This window comes from Cryobacterium sp. TMT2-17-1 (assembly GCF_004402765.1).
GTDB lineage: Bacteria > Actinomycetota > Actinomycetes > Actinomycetales > Microbacteriaceae > Cryobacterium > Cryobacterium sandaracinum.
This window is the reverse complement of the sequence record NZ_SOGC01000009.1, coordinates 176,479-193,976: the sequence shown is the minus strand read 5'-3', so window position 1 is coordinate 193,976 and position 17,498 is coordinate 176,479. Positions and strand designations below refer to the sequence as shown.

Below are 17,498 nucleotides of genomic sequence, written 5' to 3'. Positions count from 1 at the left end.
AGATGAGCAGGATCACGGCCAGGCGCAAGGTCGTGCGACTGACGGCGGGCGAGAATCCCACCAGCCGGGAAGACGTGCTGGCGGTCGAAGAGCCACTCGAGATCCGCGTGAACGGCCGCTCCCTCGCCGTCACGATGCGAACCCCCGGCAACGATTTCGACCTCGCCGCCGGGTTCCTGGTGTCGGAGGGCGTCATCACCCGGAACGAGCACTTTTCCACGGCCCGGTACTGCGCCGGCGCCACCGTCGAAGGCGTGAACACCTACAACGTGCTCGACGTGTCGCTCGCGCCCGGGGTCACACCGCCCGACCCGAGCCTGGAGCGATCGTTCCTGACGACCAGTTCCTGCGGGCTCTGCGGCAAGGCCAGTATCGACGCCGTGCGCACGAAGTCGGCGTTCCCGGTGACGGCTGACCCGCTTCAGGTCGACGCAGAGCTCCTGACGAGCTTTCCCGAGGTCTTGCGCGACGCCCAGGACGTTTTCGAGAAGACCGGCGGCATCCATGCGGCCGCCCTCTTCGACGGGACCACCGGGCGGATGCTGGTGCTGCGCGAAGACGTCGGCCGCCACAACGCGGTCGACAAGGTCATCGGTTGGGCGCTGAAGGAAGACCTGCTTCCGCTCACCGGCACGGTGCTGATGGTGTCGAGCCGGGCGAGCTTCGAACTGGCGCAGAAGGCGCTGATGGCCGGGATTCCGGTGCTCGCCGCCGTGTCGGCGCCGTCGTCGCTGGCCGCCGAGTTCGCGGACGAGGTAGGCATGACGGTGGTCGGGTTCCTGCGCGGCGACTCCATGGTGATCTACGCCGGGGCGGAACGCATCACGAGCGGCGAGCGGACGCCGCAGAGCGTCCCCGGCTAGCCGCGCTCCGCGGGTTCGACCACCCGCCCGGTGCGCCAGGTGTCGACCGTGATCACGCAGCCCACCACTATCAGGGAGATCGAAACGGAGGCCAGGGCATCCGTGGTCCAGTGGTAGCCGAGGTACAGGCGGCTGAGGGCCGCCAGCACGATGCCGACCACGGCGATGCTGAGACCGAGGGTGGTGGCCAGCATGCTGCAACGGCGCGAGAGCAGAAGGTAGGCGGTCACCAGCAGGAAGTCGGATGCACCCAGCACGTGGCCGGAGGGGAACGAGAACGTGAGATCCGTGCCGTACAGCATCAGGTCGATCGGCGGCCGCTCGCGGCCGACCGTGCGTCCGATGACCTGGGCCAGCACCACGCCGGTTGCCATGGCACCGGCGAGCAGCAGGGGGCGCCAGGCGTGCCGGGTGAGAAGACCCCAGCCGACGCACACGACCAGCACGATCAGGGGCAGCGCGACCGGCCCGAATACGACCGCCAGCACCACCATCACGGTCGTCAGAACGGGGGACCGGGCTTCCAGCAGCCACTCCTGCACGGGGAGGTCGATCGCGGTGACGCCGCCGCCGCTCTGCACACTCAGCAGCGTGAGCGTGAAGACGACGGCGCCGAAACCCAGGCAGGCGATCGCGGTGACTTGGAGCATGCGGCGGGACCGGGCATTGCGTTCCCACGTCTCGACGACGTACCGGTCGTGGAACGTGCGCCACGGATGCGACGCGCGGCTGCGTCGGCGTTCGCGATCGAGTGTCACGGCCAGGGGAGCCCAGACCGCCACCGCGATCCCGATGCCGAGCAGTGCCGCCCCGACGGTGTCGGTCAGCCAGTGAGCGCCCAGGTAGGTGCGGCTGAGCATCATCAGCGCCGTGTACAGCGCCCCGGCCAGCCACACCCACCAGAACCGGAAGAGCAGCGCCAGGATTATCGCCAGCGTCGCCGCATTGGCGACATGGCCGGAGGGGAACGACCCGAAATCGACGCTGACCAACAGATCGTCGAGCTCGACCGGGCGGGCCCGGCCGAACAGCCACTTGAGGAGGTGCACGGCGGCACCGGAGACCACGGTTACCGCGAGGGCGAAGCCCGCGGCCCACGGGCGCTTGAAGAACAGGAGCAGGCCGATGAGCAGACCGGGCACGACGACGGAGGCGGTGAGACCGCCGCCCAGGCTGTTCATCACGAGGGCGAGGGAATCCCACACCGGTGCCCGATTGCCGGACACCGCGATCATCCACTCCGTGTCCAGGGCGAACGGCTTGCCGTTCCGGGAGATGACCAGGCCCAGACCCACCGCCAGCGCGACGGTGACCAGCCCGGAGAGCAGCGGCCACCAGTGGGTGACGCGCTGTGCCCCAGCGCCCGTGTTCACGCCTCGGCTCACGTCAGCGGTGCTGAATTCGCTGCCTCGTGGGCGATGAATCGCACGGACATGGCCTTGTAACCGGGGGTGTTCGACTCCCGGGCCACGAGCTCGCGGTGCATCAGGGCGTTCGCCTCGGGGAAATACGCGGCCGCGCAGCCCCGCGGGGTGGGGTAGACCACCAGGCGGAACTCGTTGGCGCGCCGCTCCTCGCCCCGGAAAGTGCTGATCACGTCGACCATGTCGCGGTCCGCAAAGCCCAGCTCGGTGACGTCGTCCTGGTGGATCAGGATGACCCGGCGGCCGCCGGAGATTCCGCGGTAGCGGTCATCCAGGCCGTAGAACGTGGTGTTGTACTGGTCGTGGCTGCGCATGGTCTGCAGGATCAGGTGGCCGGCCGGCGGGGTGAGGTACTCGAGCGGGCTGACCGTGAACCGGGCCCGGCCGATGTCGGTGGCGAAGCTGCGGGTGTCGCGGGGTGGGTTGGGCAGTACGAAACCGTTCTTCGTCTTGAGGCGCGCGTTGAAATCGGTGAAGCCCGGGAGAACCCGCGAGATGCGGTCACGGATGACGTCGTAGTCGTCGGCCATCGCCTTCCAGTCGATCACGTGGTCGTCGCCGAGGGTGGCGCTGGCCATCCGGGCGACGATGACGGGCTCGGCGAGCAAGTGCTCGGAGACCGGGTCCAGACGCCCCTGCGTGGTGCGCACGACCGACATGGAGTCCTCGACCGAGAGCACCTGGCGACCACCCGGGTGCTTGTCGTCCGTGTCGGTGCGCCCCAGCGTCGGCAGGATCAGCGAGGTCGTGCCGTGCATGATGTGCGACCGGTTGGGCTTGGTCGACACGTGCACGGTCAGGCCCACGCGCTGCATTGCCGCCTCGAGGGCCACTGTGTCGGAGCAGGCGAGGGCGAAGTTGCCGCCCATCGACACGAACACGTCGACGTCGTCGTTCTCGAAGGCCGCGACGGTGTCCACCGAGTCGAGGCCGTGCTTGCGAGGGGACTCGATGCCGAATTCCTTGTCCAGCGCGGCGAGCATCGATTCCTTGGGCTTCTCCCAGACGCCCATGGTGCGGTCGCCCTGCACGTTGGAGTGGCCGCGAACCGGGCAGGCGCCGGCGCCCGGCTTGCCGAAGTTGCCCTGCAGCAGGAGCAGGTTGATGATCTCCTTGAGTGTGTTGACCGAGTGCGGCTGCTGAGTGAGTCCGAGCGCCCAGCAGATGATCGTGGCCGTGGAGTCGATCATCATCTGCGCGACGGTGGAGATCTCCACCGCGGTGAGCCCGGTGGCCTTCTCCGTCTCGGCCCAGTCGATGGTCGTGCGGGCGGCGCGGTACTCGTCGAGGCCCTGGGTGTTCGCCGCGACGAACTCCGCGTCGACGACGGAGCCGGGAACGCGCTCCTCCGCTTCGAGCAGCAGGTGGCCGAGGGCCTGGAACAGGGCCAGGTCGCCGCCGACCTTGATCTGCAGGTACTCGTCGGCGAGTGCTGTGCCATCGCCGATCAGGCCGGAGACCGACTGGGGATCCTTGAAATTGAACAACCCGGCCTCGGGCAGCGGGTTGACGGCGACGACCCGGCCACCGTTGTCCTTGCACTCCTTGAGGGCCGACAGCATCCGCGGGTGGTTGGTGCCCGGGTTCTGGCCGACGACGAGGATCAGCTCGGCATGGTGGATGTCTTCGAGCGAAACGGTGCCCTTGCCGATGCCGATGGTGGCGTTCATGGCGCTTCCGGAGGACTCGTGGCACATGTTCGAGCAGTCGGGCAGGTTGTTCGTGCCGATCGAGCGGGCGAACAGCTGGTAGAGGAACGCCGCCTCGTTGGCGGTGCGTCCCGAGGTGTAGAAGACCGTACGGTCGGGAACGGTGGCTCGGATCCGATCGCCGATGAGCTCGAAGGCTTCGTTCCAGGAGATCTGGGAGTAGTGCGTGTCGCCGGGACGGATGACCACCGGATGCGTGATGCGGCCCTGGTTGCCGAGCCAGTACTCGGTCTTCGTGGCGAGCTCCTCGATCGAGTGCTCGGCCCAGAACGCCGGCGTCACGGTGCGCAGGGTGCTCTCCTCGGCGACGGCCTTGGCGCCGTTCTCACAGAACTCCGCGGTCTTGCGGTGGCCCTGCGACTCCGGCCACGCGCAGCCCGGGCAGTCGGTGCCGTCGCGCTGGTTGAGGCGCAGCAGCGCCTTCGCCGTGCGGGGAACGCCGGCCTGCGCGAACCCGCGATCGAGCGCCACCAGAACCGCTTCCACTCCGGCCGCGGACTTCTTCGGCTTCGTGACGACCAGATTGTCTTCGTTGATGTCTTCGATCGGAGCGCGTCGTGTCATGTGACCATTTTGCTCCATTTCACAGGGCGTTCCGACATCGGCTACGTGTATGTTCGGATCGGACTGCTTGAAGCAGGAGACAGAGGGGGCACCGTGGGAACTCACACGACGCTGGACACGATGCGGCAGACCCGGTCAATCCTGGACGGCATTCGCTGCGCCGACGACCTGACCATCGCAGCGAGCCGGGACGGCGGCATCCGCGCCGTGCGCCTGCTCGCGCAGGCGGCGACCGACCCTGGCGACCAGCTGACCGCGATCGCAGCCATTCACTCGCTCGGCCAGGTGTTCGACGAGTCCGCGGATGACGTGCTCGTGTCGCTGCTCACCCACGACTCCCTCTTCATCCGCGAACACACGGCCTGGGCGTTCGGCGCCCGGCTGCCCCGGTTCGAGGCGATCTCCGGACTGCTGAGCATGGTGGTCGACGGCGGCTTCTCCGGCATGATCGCCCAGCGCACGCTGGAGCAGTGGAGCTCGTCGGTGCCGGTGCATGTGGCGCTCGCCCTCGAGGGCACCCTGATCGGCGTGCATGAGTGCGGCGCCCGCGCCCGCCTGGTCGAAACGATGGGTCTCATCGCCGGGCGCATCCCCGAACGTCTGCTGCGCCGGGTCGCAGTCGACGGCTCCGAGCCGAACGCGGTGCGTGCGGCGGCGATCGCGGCCATCGGCGACCTCGGTCCGAACGAGGCCAACATCCGTATCGTGAGCGACCTGTCGCAGGGCAGCGGCGTGCTTGCCGACGTGGCCCGGCTCGCCCTGATCGACTTGACCGTGCCGGCCTACCCGCGCCCGCCGTGGAGCCGGGGGCTGACGGTGGCCCAACTCTTCCTGCACGCCGACATCGACCGCGAACTCAGCCAGGTGGGAGCCGGCGATAACGGCGGCATCGCCACGCTGCTCGTGCGCCTGGGCGACGCGCTCGTCTCCGGCGGCAGCGGCAGCGGCGGCAGTGAGCGCGGCGGCTCCGTGGAACGGGTGCTCACCCTCTCCCGCGGCAGCTTCGCCGGCGCGCTCACCTCTCTGTCCGAGGTCGGGTCTTCCCTCGCGGAGCACGCCTTCGCGACCGTGCCCTTCCTGGGCGAACCCGTCGCCTCGGTCGATGCCTGGCCGCGGCGGATTGCGACGCAGCGCGGCATCCGTCGCATTCTGCGCGCCGCCGGCACCGTCGACGCGATCCACCTGCGAATGGCCGACATCGGCACGCTGGCTGCCTCCACCGTCGCCCGCGAGCTCGACATTCCGATCGTGTTCACGGTGGCCCCCGACCCGCACAGCGTCATCCACTCCCTCGACAGTTCCGGGGTGCTCACCCGGGCGAACTTCGGCACGGTCGACGAGACCGAGCACTTCTGGTTCCGGGCCCGGCTCGTTCAGCGGCTGGCCGCGGATGCCGCGCACACCGTTCTCTTCCCGAGGCCCGAGCTGCGGCGTGACATGCGCGACCTTGTGGGAATCGATATCCGGCAGCATCCGGAACGCCACTCCGTGATCGCGGAGGGCATCGACCTCGCCGTGATCGAGCGTGCCCTGGCGGATGCCCGACTCGCGGCCGACCCGCCCGCCGCGCACGCGACCGGGGCGACCGGCGTGACCAGCGCGGCGGGCGCGGCGGGCGCAGCGGCGCTAGCCGAACTGGACGACCTGCTCACCACCCTCCCGCCGAGCCGGCGCGGGCTTCCGCTCGCCGTCACCGTCGGACGCCTGCACCGCGTCAAGGGCATGGCTGCCCTGGTTCAGGCGTGGGCTGCGGATGCCAACCTGCGCGCCCGCTGCAACCTGCTCATCCTCGGCGGGGACCTGAATTCTCCCTCCCTCGACGAGAAAAGCCAGCTGGACCAGGTGGCCGCGGTCGTCGACCTCGCCAATGCGGCCGACCAGGGCCTACTGCTCGCCGGGCACCGCACCAACGACACCGTGGCGCACTGGCTGGCCGCGGCCCGGTACGGCCGGCCCGGACTGGCGGCCCCCAATGGGGCGTATGTCTGCGCGAGCATGAAGGAAGAATTCGGCATCGCCCTGCTTGAGGCCATGGCGACCGGGCTCACCGTCGTCGCCCCGAATTCCGGCGGCCCGGCCACCTATGTGGAGCACGCAGTGACGGGTTTCCTCGTCGACACCGGCAACCAAACGGCCCTGGCGGGCGGGATCATCGCTGCACTCGAGTTGGCTGCCGGCCCCCTCGGACCGGAGTACGCGGACCGGGCCGGGGAAATGGTGTCGCGTTCCTTCACGATCCAGGCCATGGCTGAGACGCTGACCCGGGTCTACCGCGACGTCGCCGACACGAACGAGTCGGGCGCGTACCTGGTGAGCGTTTCATGACGCTGCTGATCATCAGCCCGGACTACGCCTCCCACCTGTTCCCGCTGGCCACTCTGGGCACCGCGTGGCTGGAGGCCGGCGAACGCGTCGTGGTGGCCAGCGGTTCGGCCACTGCCGACATCGTGGCCGCGTTCGGATTCGAGCGCATACACCTGCAACTGGGCCGCGGCTCGAACCCCGGCACGATCCGCGCCGAGGAACAGCCGACGGGCGAGGACGACGCGCTCCGCGGGTTCTTCGACGCCACCCGGCTCGGAATGGTGGAAACGCTCTGTTTCCAGGCCGAGGCACGCAGCAGCGACCTGCTCTGGAACCCGGTGGAGGTGGCCCGCGCGGTACAGCTCATCGTGGCCGAGGTGCAACCCGACCACGTGATCGTCGATCACCTGGCGTTCAGTGCGCGCCTCGCTTTGGTGAGTGCGGGCATCCGTCACGCCGATGTGGTGCTCGGTCACCCGTCGGCGCTGCCCGTGGGCGCGGAGGTCTACGGTTTCCCGCCGGAGTGGCCGCTCGCCTTCGCGCCCGACAGCGACGACCTCGGCGCACTCCTGACGATCTGCGAGAGCGTGCGGGATGCGTTCACCACCCAGTGGAACGACGCCCTGCGGGTTCTCGACCCGGCCGCGCTGCCGAGCCCGGATGCGTTCATGGAGTCCGGAGACATCCTGCTGCTCAATTATCCGGCCGAGCTGCACGACGCCGCACGTGGCGAGTTGCTGCCGGCGCACGCGTTCCTCGGCTCCGCCGTGCGCAACGAGGCCGCCGACGACGAGGTGAACGCCTGGCTCGCCGCCGACAGTGACCGGCCCATCGTCTATGTCAGTTTCGGCAGCTTCCTGTCGGTGCGCGGGGATGTTCTCGCCCGGGTGGCCGAGGCGCTTGCCGCACTCGACGTGCGGGTGGCCGTCGCCACCGGTGCCACCGACCCCGCGGAACTCGGGCCGATCCCCGACTCCTGGCTCGTGCGCGCGTTCCTGCCGCAGGTCACCGTGCTGGCGCGCTCGGCTCTGGCGGTGTCGCACGGCGGCAACAACAGCGTCACCGAGGCGATGACCTCGGGGGTGCCACTGCTGCTGCTGCCCTTCTCCACCGACCAGTTCGCCGGGGCCGCCGCGGTCGAAGCGGCCGGATTCGGGCTGTCCCTCGCGCCCAACACGGCTACGGTTGAGGAGCTTCGGGCCGGAATAGCCGAACTGCTCGCGCTCGACGGGGACGCCCGGCGAAGCCTGGATCGGTTGAGTTCCTCGCTGCAGGGCGGGGCCGGGCCCAAGCGCGCGTACGCGGCGCTGCTGGCGGTGCCGGTCGAGCTGTAGGTTGCGAGTATCCGGGGGGTCAGACGTCGATCGCGTAGACCAGGGATTCCTGCACCATACCGAACCAGTCGTAGATGTCGTTCAGGAACGGTGCCGCGTCGGCGCTCCGCGCCGGCACCCCGTCGGGCCCGATCTCGAGGCGTTCGGCAAGGGTGAGGCGCAGGTCGGTGAGCGTGCGCAGCCAGGACTGCACGTCGTCGGCGTCGAGGTCGATAATCACGGGCGCCTCGGCGGATGCGGCCGCGTCGGCGGTCGCAGGTAGCTCGGCATCGTTCGGTTCGTCGGCGATGTCGGCGAGCGGTTCCTCGCCGAGCGTCGCAAGCATGCACCGGGCGTTCCGCACCTTGCGCTCGAGCAGGTCATCGGCGGTGAACCGGCGGAATTCCGCGGCGGCCTCGGGGTCATCGGCGTAGGCATCCGGCAGCAGCCGACGCAGGGCCGGGTCACCGGATGTGCCGAGTGCGTGGGTTTCGGCGCCCTCCAGCAGGTTAATCAGCTGGCTCGCGGCCAGGCGCAACAGGCCGATCTCGACGGGTTCGAACCGGGCGGTCACGCTGCCGGCGTTCTCGCTGCCCGTCATGAACTGCATCACGCGTCGGCCTTGGCGAGGGTGGCCCACAGCCCGTAGCCGTGCATGGCTTCGACGTGGCGTTCCATTGCTTCCCGGTTGCCGGAAGCGACGACGGCCTTCCCGTCGTTGTGCACCTGCAGCATGAGGCGCTCGGACTCCAAGGCGGAGATGCCGAAGTAGCTGCGGAACACGTAGGAGACGTAGGACATCAGGTTCACCGGGTCGTCCCAGACGATGGTGATCCAGGGGCGATCGAGGGACACGGCGTCTCGCAGATCGAGTCGTTCGTCAGTCTTCGGCACGGGTTAAGCCTCACACGGAGGGGGGGGCAATTCCAACCCGGTGTGGCCGGTGTCCGGGGGCGTGGTGCGGTGCGGTTTCGGTGCTCAATCGCGCGTGTCGACGTCGAGCCCGGTCTCGAGGTCGGCGCAATCGACCAGCCGGGTGTTGTGAGACTGCAGGTAGGGACGTGCGCCGGTGTCGCCGGTGGCGGAGTCGATGAGCGCGCCCCAGTGTGCTCGCCCGATCACCACCGGGTGTCCCGGGCGGGCGTCGAAGCCGGCCTGCCGGAGCGTGAGCGGGCCGACGGGGTTCGCGTCGGCATCCGTGGCACCGGGCACGGTGTCACCGGGCAGGGTGTCACCGGGCAGGGTGTCGATGGGCAGGGTGCCGATCAGTCGTGCGACCGTGCCGGGCAGCAGACCCGGGATATCGACCGGGACGATCGCCACGGCGACCGGAGCAGGCAGGAGCTCGGTGGCCTGCAGCTCGGTGGCTTGTCGCAGGCCCGCCCGCAGGGACGCGGAGAGTCCCTCTGCCCAGTCTTCAGCCTGCGTGAGGACGACCGACGGGGTCATGCCGAATTGGTGGAGCAGTGCCCGGACTTCTGCGGTTTCGGCGCCGAGCACGACGATCACCGGTGAGCAGCCGGCATCCGTGAGCGTGCGGATCGTGCGCACCAGCCAGGGGATGCCGTCGTCGCCTCGCGCAAGTGCCTTCGGCATGCCGTAACGGGAGCCGGCGCCGGCTGCGAGCACGAGGCCGGCGATTGGTGCGGAGGAAGTGGCCATGCCTGCCATCGTAGGGCGGTGCGGGTGTGGGCACGGGTGTGAAGGTCGGTCGGGCACGGCCCGCACGATTCTCACCTTTTAGTCCATCAACCCCTGACGAATTCGACGGAGATTTTACCGATTTCGCGCCCAAATGGATGCTCGGGGCCGGTTCTAAGCAAAATCTCCGTCGAATTCGTTCGGCCAGGGCGGGATTGAGGGCGGGACTGGAAGGCGGGAGGGCGGCTCAATCGCCGGGCGGCTCAACCACCGGTCGGGGCGAGCACCCGGCGGCCGCGCACGAAGACGCCGGCGATCGCGGGCTGGCGGAGGGCCAGCAGAAGCGCGAAGAGGGTCTGGTCGGTGGCCATCTCCTCGTCGTCGGCCCGGATGCCGCGCTCGAGCACCGTGGCAAGGGGCTCCCAGCGGTCCGGCTCGATCAGGAGGAAGTCGGCGTCCTTGCCCACGTCGAAGTTGCCGAACCGGGCCTCCATGTCGAGTGCGCGCGCGCCGGCCAGGGTGCCGGTGAAGAGCAGGGCGGCCGGATCCAGCGACAGGCCCGCCTCTCCGGGCTCGGAGAGGTGCACCTTGAAACAGTCGTTGAGCACCCGGGAGATGAGCCATTCGTCGCCCGCGCCGACATCCGACCCGATCGCCACATTCACGCCGAACGACGTCGTGCGCAGCCACGGCATGGTGCCCGATCCCAGGAACTGCTGCGACGTGGGGCAGTGCGCCACGCTCGTTCCCGTCTCGGCCAGGCGAGCCAGCTCGCTGTTCTCGCAGTGCACGGCGTGGGCGAGGATGCTGCGCCGCCCCAGTAGGCTCGACCCGCCTCGCGCCGAACCCGGCAGGAACCGGCCGTCGTAGGTGTCGAGGTAGGTTTCGACCTGGTAGACCGACTTCACGGCCTCGATCTCGCCCGTGCCGGGCCGGTTGTTCTCGTTCAGGTGGCTGTGGAAGTAGACCCCCTGGCCGCGCACCGCGTCGTAGAGCTCGCCGAGCCCCGCCAGGGTCGTGGGGGTGACGGAGAGGCTGAATCGCGGCACCACCGCCACCTGAAGCAGCGCGGTGGCGGCGTCGCCGGTGTCGACCGCGTGCCAGCGGGCGATCTCATCCGTCACAAGCTCCAGGGCCCTGGCCTCGCTCGTGAGCAGCGCCTGCGAGGGCTTCGAACCGACCGTCTGGATTCCGCGTCCGCTGACCAGGCGCAGTCCGGCCCGGTGCGACTCCTCGAACAGGGCGTCCTGCGCGGGAGGGAACGCGGAGCCGAAGACCAGGGCGCTGGTCGTGCCCGCGGCGACGCGGCGACGGGTGAAGTCCCGGGCGATCTGCTCGCCGAACCCGGGGTCGGCCAGGCGAGCCTCGGCCGGGAAGACGCAGTTGTCCAGCCACTCGAGCAGCTGGCCGCCGCCATAGGAATCCGTGGAATAGGTCTGCGGGAAGTGCACGTGGGTGTCGACGAAGCCGGGCAGGATGAAACCGCCCCGGTTGTCGGTGACCGCCAGGGTTTCGTAGACGGCAGGGAGGTCGACGAATGAGCCCACCCAGGCGATCCGGCCCGTGTCGGTGGTCACCAGGACGCCGTCGGGCAGGGACACGAGGTGCCGGTGCGCGGCGGCCACGGTGGGGGAGCCGGCAATGTGGAAGATGTGGCCGCGGTAGACCCGGCTGGACGGTGTCACGTGAGAGCCCGTTCTCTGTTCGTCGTTCTCTTCCACTGGACTCGTTTCCACCGGACTCGTTCAGTGTATTGGGGGTCGTCAGGCTCGACCGCCGCGCGATCAAGTAAACGCTTGCAGCAAACGCTTGCATAAGCGGTACGCGACGGAGTAGCGTCACATCTGTTGTTCTCAGCGCCACCGGGCGCGAGACAGGGGGAGTCACTGTTGACGAAACGCACCGCTACACGCCGCCCGGCCATCCGCCGCATTGTGGCCACGATCGGAGCCGGCGCGATCGTTCTCTCCGGTCTCGCCTTCTCCGAGGTGTCCGCGGCCGCCGCCACCCCGACGGTCGCCCTGGTCGGCAGCCTGCAGAGCGAGTTGGGCTGCACGGAGGACTGGCAGCCGGCCTGCGAGTCCACCGAGCTGGCCCCGACGGGCGTCGACGGGGTCTGGTCCGCCGAGTTCACGGTGCCGGCCGGCAGCTACGACTACAAGGTCGCCCTCAACGACGCGTGGGACGAGACCTACGGGCTGGTCGGTGGCGCCGACAACATCCCGCTGACCATCGCCGGTGAAAGCCGAATGAGCTTCACCTTCGACCTCGGCCGGAAGCGCGTCGGCCTCGAGGTACTCTCCCTGGCCGGTGCCTACTCCGCGGAGGACGAGGCCGTGGCGGCCGCGCCCATCCGCCAGCCCGGCAGCGACGAGCAGTTCTACTTCGTGATGACCGACCGGTTCAAGGACGCCGACCCGGCCAACAACACCGCCGGCCTCGGCGACGACCCACTGGTATCCGGCTACGACCCCGCGAACAAGGGCTTCTACAACGGCGGCGACCTCGCCGGGCTCCGTTCCCAGCTCGACTACATCGAGGGTCTCGGCACGAGCGCCCTCTGGCTCACGCCGTCCTTCAAGAACCGGGCCGTGCAGGGCGAGGGCGCGAACGCGTCCGCGGGCTACCACGGCTACTGGATCACCGACTTCACCCAGATCGACCCGCACCTCGGCACCAACGCCGAGCTCAAGGCGCTCATCGACGACGCGCACGCCCGCGGCATCAAGGTGTACTTCGACATCATCACCAACCACACCGCCGACGTCATCGACAACGAGGAGAAGCAGTACTCCTACATCGACAAGGCGACGTCGCCCTACACGACCGCGGCCGGCGAGCCCTTCGACCCGGCCGACTACGCGGGGACCGACGAATTCCCGACCCTCGACGGGACATCCTTCCCCTACACGCCGTTCGTCGCGGCCGCCGACGCCACGGCCAAGGTGCCGGCCTGGCTGAACGACCCGACGCTTTACCACAACCGGGGAGATTCGACCTTCGAGGGTGAGAGCAACCTCGACGGCGACTTCTCCGGCCTCGACGACCTGATGACCGAGAACCCGGCCGTCGTGAACGGCTTCGTCGACGTATACACGGACTGGGTCGACCTCGGTATCGACGGCTTCCGCATCGACACGGTCAAGCACGTCAACCTGGAGTTCTGGGACACGTGGTCCACGCAGGTGCTCGACTACGCGCACGCCGCGGGCAAGCCCGACTTCTTCATGTTCGGTGAGGTCTACGACGCGGATGCCGCGAAGACGTCCCCGTACGTGCGCAAGACCGACCTCAACTCGGTGCTCGACTTCGGATTCCAGTCGCAGGCGACCAGCTTCGCCGCCGGCAACTCCGCGAAGGGGCTCAGCCAGCTGTTCGCCTCCGACGACCTCTACACGACTCCCGACTCCAACGCCTCCGCGCTGCCGACCTTCCTCGGCAACCACGACATGGGCCGGATCGGCTACTTCCTGAAGAACACCGATGACCCGCTTGCCCGCGACGTGCTCGCCCACGAGCTCATGTTCCTGACCCGCGGCCAGCCGGTGGTCTACTACGGCGACGAGCAGGGTTTCATGGGCGCGGGCGGCGACAAGGACGCCCGCCAGTCGCTGTTCGCCAGCCAGGTGCCCGAGTACGCGAACCAGCCGCTGATCACCGGCGAGACCGCCGGTTCGATCGACCGGTTCGGGACGGATGCGCCGCTCTACAGTCGGATCGCTGAGCTCTCCGCGCTGCGGAGCGACCACCCGGCCCTCGCGACGGGCGCCCAGATCGAGCGCTACGCCGACACCGGGGCCGGCGTCTACGCGTTCAGCCGGGTCGACCGCACGGAGAAGATCGAACACCTCGTCGCCGTCAACAACTCGGCCGCGGCGAAAACCGTGACGATCCCCACCCTCACCACGGGTGCGTCCTACTCGGTGCTGTTCGGCGACACCGCTTCCGCGGTATCCGGCGACACCGGGGATCTGGCCGTCACCGTGCCGGCCCGCGGCTCGGTCGTGCTCGTGGCCGACCGACCCGTCAGCGCTCCGGCCGCGGCCGCCGCGATCACGGTCGCCGCCCCGGCAGCCGGAGCCGGCGTCACCGGCGTCTCACCCGTCGGGGCCACCGTCGACGACGGGACCTGGCAGGAGACCGGCTTCGCCTGGCGGGTCGTGGGTGACACTGCGTGGACCAGCCTCGGCACCGCCGAAGACACCACTCCGCGGGTCTTCCACGACACCGCCGGCCTCGCCACGGGCACCCTGGTCGAATACCGCGCCGTCTCCACGGATGCCGCCGGCCAGCGGGCCGCCGCGTCCAGCTTCGCCTCCGTGGGCAACACGGTTTCGCTCGCCGATACCGGCACGCCCGACGCCGCGATCGACCTGGTCACGGTGGCCGGTAGTCACAACTCCGAGATGGGTTGTGCCGGGGACTGGCAGCCCGGCTGTGAGGCCGCGAAACTGACCCTCCGGGCCGACGGCATCTACGCCGGCACCTTCGACCTTCCGGCCGGCGACTACGAGTACAAGATCGCCGTCAACGGCTCCTGGGACCTCAACTACGGTTCCGGCGGGGTTCCCGGCGGCGACAACGTGAGCTACACGACCGACGGCGGCCCGGTCACGTTCTACTTCGACCCGCGCAACAACTTCTTTCAGGGCACGGCCGAGGGCGATATCGTCGTCGCGGCCGGTTCCTTCCAGGAGGAGGCCGGTTGCCCCGGAGACTGGAAACCGGACTGCCTCGCAACCTGGCTGCAGGACGTGGACGGCGACGGCATCCTCACCCTGAGTTCGAACACCCTGCCGACCGGCTCGTACGAGGCGAAGGTCGCGCACAACCTCGGCTGGGACGAGAACTATGGCGCCGACGGCGTGCCGAACGGAGCGAACCTGTCGTTCACGGCCACCGAGGGCAAGGAAACCCTGTTCAGCTACGACCTCGCCGCCCACGTGCTCACGATCACGGTGACCGACCCGCCGCTGGCCGGCACCGGAGCGCAGCGCGCGCACTGGGTGAGCGAGAAGACCCTCGCCTGGCCGCGTGACCTGCTGCCCGCGAATGCCGACCCGGCCGCGCTCGGTTACACGCTGCACTCCTCGTCGTCCGCCGACCTGGCGGTCGTCGACGGAGCGGTGACCGGCGGTGACACGGTCGCCCTCGAGTACGACCCGGCCGGTCTCTCCGACGCGGAGAAAGCGCGTTTCCCGGCCCTCGCCGGGTCCGTGGCCCTGCGCCCGGTCGGTGTGGACCGGGTGGAGCTGGAACGGCTGCTGACCACCCAGCTGGCGGTGGCCCAGTCCGGCACCGACACCGGCACCGACACCGACGACACCACAGGCATCCTCACCGCGTTCACGGGCGTGCAACTGCCCGGCGTGCTCGACGACCTCTACGCGGATGCCGCAGCGGACCGGACGCTCGGCGTCACCTGGTCCAAGAAGCGGCCCACGATCGCGGTCTGGGCTCCCACGGCGCAGAACGTCGACGCGCTCGTCTGGACGGCGGGCGACACGGCCGACCCGGAGCGCATCGCGTTGACGCGCCAGGATGACGGCACGTGGACCGCGACCGGCGCCAAGAACTGGACCGGCGCATCCTTCGTCTTCGAGGTCACGGTGTTCGCGCCGACGACGGGGAAGATCGAGGTGAACCAGGTCACCGACCCGTACTCGGTCGCCCTGACGCAAAACTCCACCCGGTCGGTGCTCATCGACCTGGCCGATAAGGCTTACCGCCCCAAGGCGTGGGAGAAAGCGAAGGCGCCGGTCATCGAGAAGGCCGTGGACCGGTCGATCTACGAACTGCACGTGCGCGACTTCTCGATCTCCGACGACACCGTGCCGGAAGAGCTCCGCGGCACCTACGGCGCGTTCGGGGTCGACAGCGCGGGAACCCGGCATCTGTCCGAGCTGGCGGCTGCCGGGCTCAACACCGTGCACCTGCTGCCGACCTTCGACATCGCCACGATCCAGGAAGACCGCGCCCTCCAGGCCGTTCCGGCCTGCGACCTGGCCTCCTTCGGACCGGCCTCGCCGGGCCAGCAGGCGTGCATCCAGGCGATCATGGACCAGGACGGCTTCAACTGGGGCTACGACCCGTTCCACTTCTCGGCGCCGGAGGGGTCCTACGCGGTGAACGCCCACGGCGGCGCCCGGGTGGCCGAGTTCCGCGGCATGGTGGGGGCCCTGCACGAGGACGGCCTGCAGGTCGTACTCGACGAGGTGTTCAACCACACCGCGCAGAGCGGCCAGGGGGAGAAATCGGTGCTCGACCAGGTCGTGCCCGGTTACTACCACCGTCTCAACCCGCAAGGCTCCGTCGAGACCTCCACCTGCTGCCAGAACATCGCCACCGAGCACGAACTGGCCCAGAAGCTCATGGTCGACTCCGTCGTGCTCTGGGCGAAGGAGTACCGCGTGGACGGGTTCCGGTTCGACCTGATGGGCCACCACTCGAAGGCCAACCTGCTGGCCGTGCGGGATGCCCTCGACGCGCTCACCCTGAAAAAGGACGGCGTGAACGGCCAGGCGATCTACCTCTACGGTGAGGGCTGGAACTTCGGCGAGGTCGCGAACAACGCCCTGTTCGAGCAGGCGACGCAGGGCCAGCTGGGCGGAACCGGCATCGGCACGTTCAACGACCGGCTGCGCGACGCGGTGCATGGCGGCAGCCCCGTCGACGGCAGCACCGTGCAGCAGCAGGGCTTCGGCACCGGGCTCGGCACCGATCCCAACGGCGTGGCGATCAACGGCACCCCCGAGCAGGCGCTCGCCCGGCTCGGGCAGGTCAGCGACCTGGTGCGGCTCGGCCTGGCCGCGAACCTGCGCGACTTCAGCTTCGTCACCAGCGACGGCACGGTGAAGCGCGGCGACGAACTCGACTACAACGGGTCGCCGGCCGGGTATGCGGACCAGCCGGACGAGGTGATCAACTACGTCGACGCGCACGACAACGAGACGCTCTACGACCTGCTCGCCCTCAAGCTGCCGGCCGACACCGGGATGAGTGACCGGGTGCGAATGAACACCCTGTCCCTTGCCACCGCGACCCTGTCGCAGGCGCCATCGCTCTGGCACGCCGGAACCGACCTGCTGCGCTCGAAGTCGCTCGACCGCGACAGCTACAACTCGGGCGACTGGTTCAACCGCATCGACTGGACCGGCCAGACCAGCAACTTCGGCGTCGGTCTGCCGTCAGCGGCCGCCAACGAGGACAAGTGGGCCATCATGCGCCCGCTGCTCGAGGACCCGGCCCTCAAGCCGACGCCGGACGACATCAGCTTCGCGTCGGCCCAGGCCCAGGACCTGCTGCGCCTCAAACAGTCGACCGAACTGTTCCGGCTCGGCGATGCGAAGCTGATCAACCAGAAGCTGACCTTCCCGGCCAGCGGACCCGACGCCACCCCCGGCGTCATCGCGATGAGCGTCGACGACACGGTGGGAGGCGACGTCGACAAGAAACTGGACGGCCTGCTGGTGCTCTTCAACGCCAGCCCCGAACCTCAGACGGTTCTGCTCAGCGAGTTGGCCGGGCGCGGCTACGCCCTCAGCGGCATCCAGGCCGCCGGGACGGATGCGCTCGTCAAGTCGACGACCTGGGACGCGGCGACCGGCACGGTAACGGTTCCGGCCCGCACGGTCGCGGTGCTCGTCGACGCGCAGGAGCGGACGGCGAAGAAGCGGTAAC

At 69.1% G+C, this 17,498-nt stretch carries 10 protein-coding genes; 4 read left to right on the top strand and 6 right to left on the bottom strand.

Annotated elements, in window-relative coordinates:
• Positions 1 to 2: 2 nt before the first annotated feature.
• The gene (fdhD, locus tag E3O47_RS02300; RefSeq protein ID WP_104101323.1) at positions 3 to 863 is read left to right on the top strand and encodes a formate dehydrogenase accessory sulfurtransferase FdhD; all 861 of its coding nucleotides are present in this window, start codon (positions 3 to 5) and stop codon (positions 861 to 863) included.
• On the opposite strand, the gene E3O47_RS02295 is transcribed toward fdhD, so the two are convergent.
• On the bottom strand, positions 860 to 2,248 hold the full coding sequence (locus E3O47_RS02295) for a phosphatase PAP2 family protein (protein WP_174722127.1): 1,389 nt from the start codon (positions 2,246 to 2,248) through the stop codon (positions 860 to 862). The genes fdhD and E3O47_RS02295 overlap by 4 nt on opposite strands.
• Positions 2,245 to 4,560, bottom strand: a complete 2,316-nt coding sequence (locus E3O47_RS02290; protein ID WP_134419424.1) for an FdhF/YdeP family oxidoreductase — start codon at positions 4,558 to 4,560, stop codon at positions 2,245 to 2,247. Before E3O47_RS02290 ends, E3O47_RS02295 begins: the two co-directional genes overlap by 4 nt.
• Positions 4,561 to 4,653: 93 nt before the next feature.
• On the opposite strand from E3O47_RS02290, the gene E3O47_RS02285 reads away from it, so the two are divergent.
• Both E3O47_RS02285 and E3O47_RS02280 read left to right on the top strand, forming a co-directional pair.
• Positions 4,654 to 6,885: a glycosyltransferase gene (locus tag E3O47_RS02285; RefSeq protein ID WP_134419423.1), complete on the top strand. Its 2,232-nt coding sequence runs from the start codon at positions 4,654 to 4,656 to the stop codon at positions 6,883 to 6,885.
• Positions 6,882 to 8,198 (top strand): glycosyltransferase, encoded by a 1,317-nt coding sequence (locus tag E3O47_RS02280; RefSeq protein ID WP_134419422.1) that lies wholly within the window; start codon positions 6,882 to 6,884, stop codon positions 8,196 to 8,198. The genes E3O47_RS02285 and E3O47_RS02280 overlap by 4 nt, the downstream gene beginning before the upstream one ends.
• 19 nt (positions 8,199 to 8,217) lie before the next feature.
• On the opposite strand, the gene E3O47_RS02275 is transcribed toward E3O47_RS02280, so the two are convergent.
• The 4 genes from E3O47_RS02275 to E3O47_RS02260 form a co-directional block, all read right to left on the bottom strand.
• Positions 8,218 to 8,787 carry a DUF2017 family protein gene (locus tag E3O47_RS02275; RefSeq protein ID WP_241986061.1) on the bottom strand — a complete coding sequence of 190 codons (570 nt, stop codon included), beginning with the start codon at positions 8,785 to 8,787 and terminating at the stop codon, positions 8,218 to 8,220.
• Positions 8,787 to 9,071, bottom strand: a complete 285-nt coding sequence (clpS, locus tag E3O47_RS02270) for an ATP-dependent Clp protease adapter ClpS (RefSeq protein ID WP_233191428.1) — start codon at positions 9,069 to 9,071, stop codon at positions 8,787 to 8,789. Before clpS ends, E3O47_RS02275 begins: the two co-directional genes overlap by 1 nt.
• Positions 9,072 to 9,155: 84 nt before the next feature.
• Positions 9,156 to 9,839, bottom strand: coding sequence for a nucleotidyltransferase family protein (locus tag E3O47_RS02265; RefSeq protein WP_134419419.1), 684 nt, complete (start codon positions 9,837 to 9,839; stop codon positions 9,156 to 9,158).
• 242 nt (positions 9,840 to 10,081) lie between these two features.
• Positions 10,082 to 11,503, bottom strand: coding sequence for an amidohydrolase family protein (locus tag E3O47_RS02260; protein ID WP_134419418.1), 1,422 nt, complete (start codon positions 11,501 to 11,503; stop codon positions 10,082 to 10,084).
• 204 nt (positions 11,504 to 11,707) lie between these two features.
• On the opposite strand from E3O47_RS02260, the gene pulA reads away from it, so the two are divergent.
• Positions 11,708 to 17,497, top strand: a complete 5,790-nt coding sequence (pulA, locus tag E3O47_RS02255) for a pullulanase-type alpha-1,6-glucosidase (RefSeq protein ID WP_134419417.1) — start codon at positions 11,708 to 11,710, stop codon at positions 17,495 to 17,497.
• The last annotated feature ends 1 nt before the right edge of the window (position 17,498 follow it).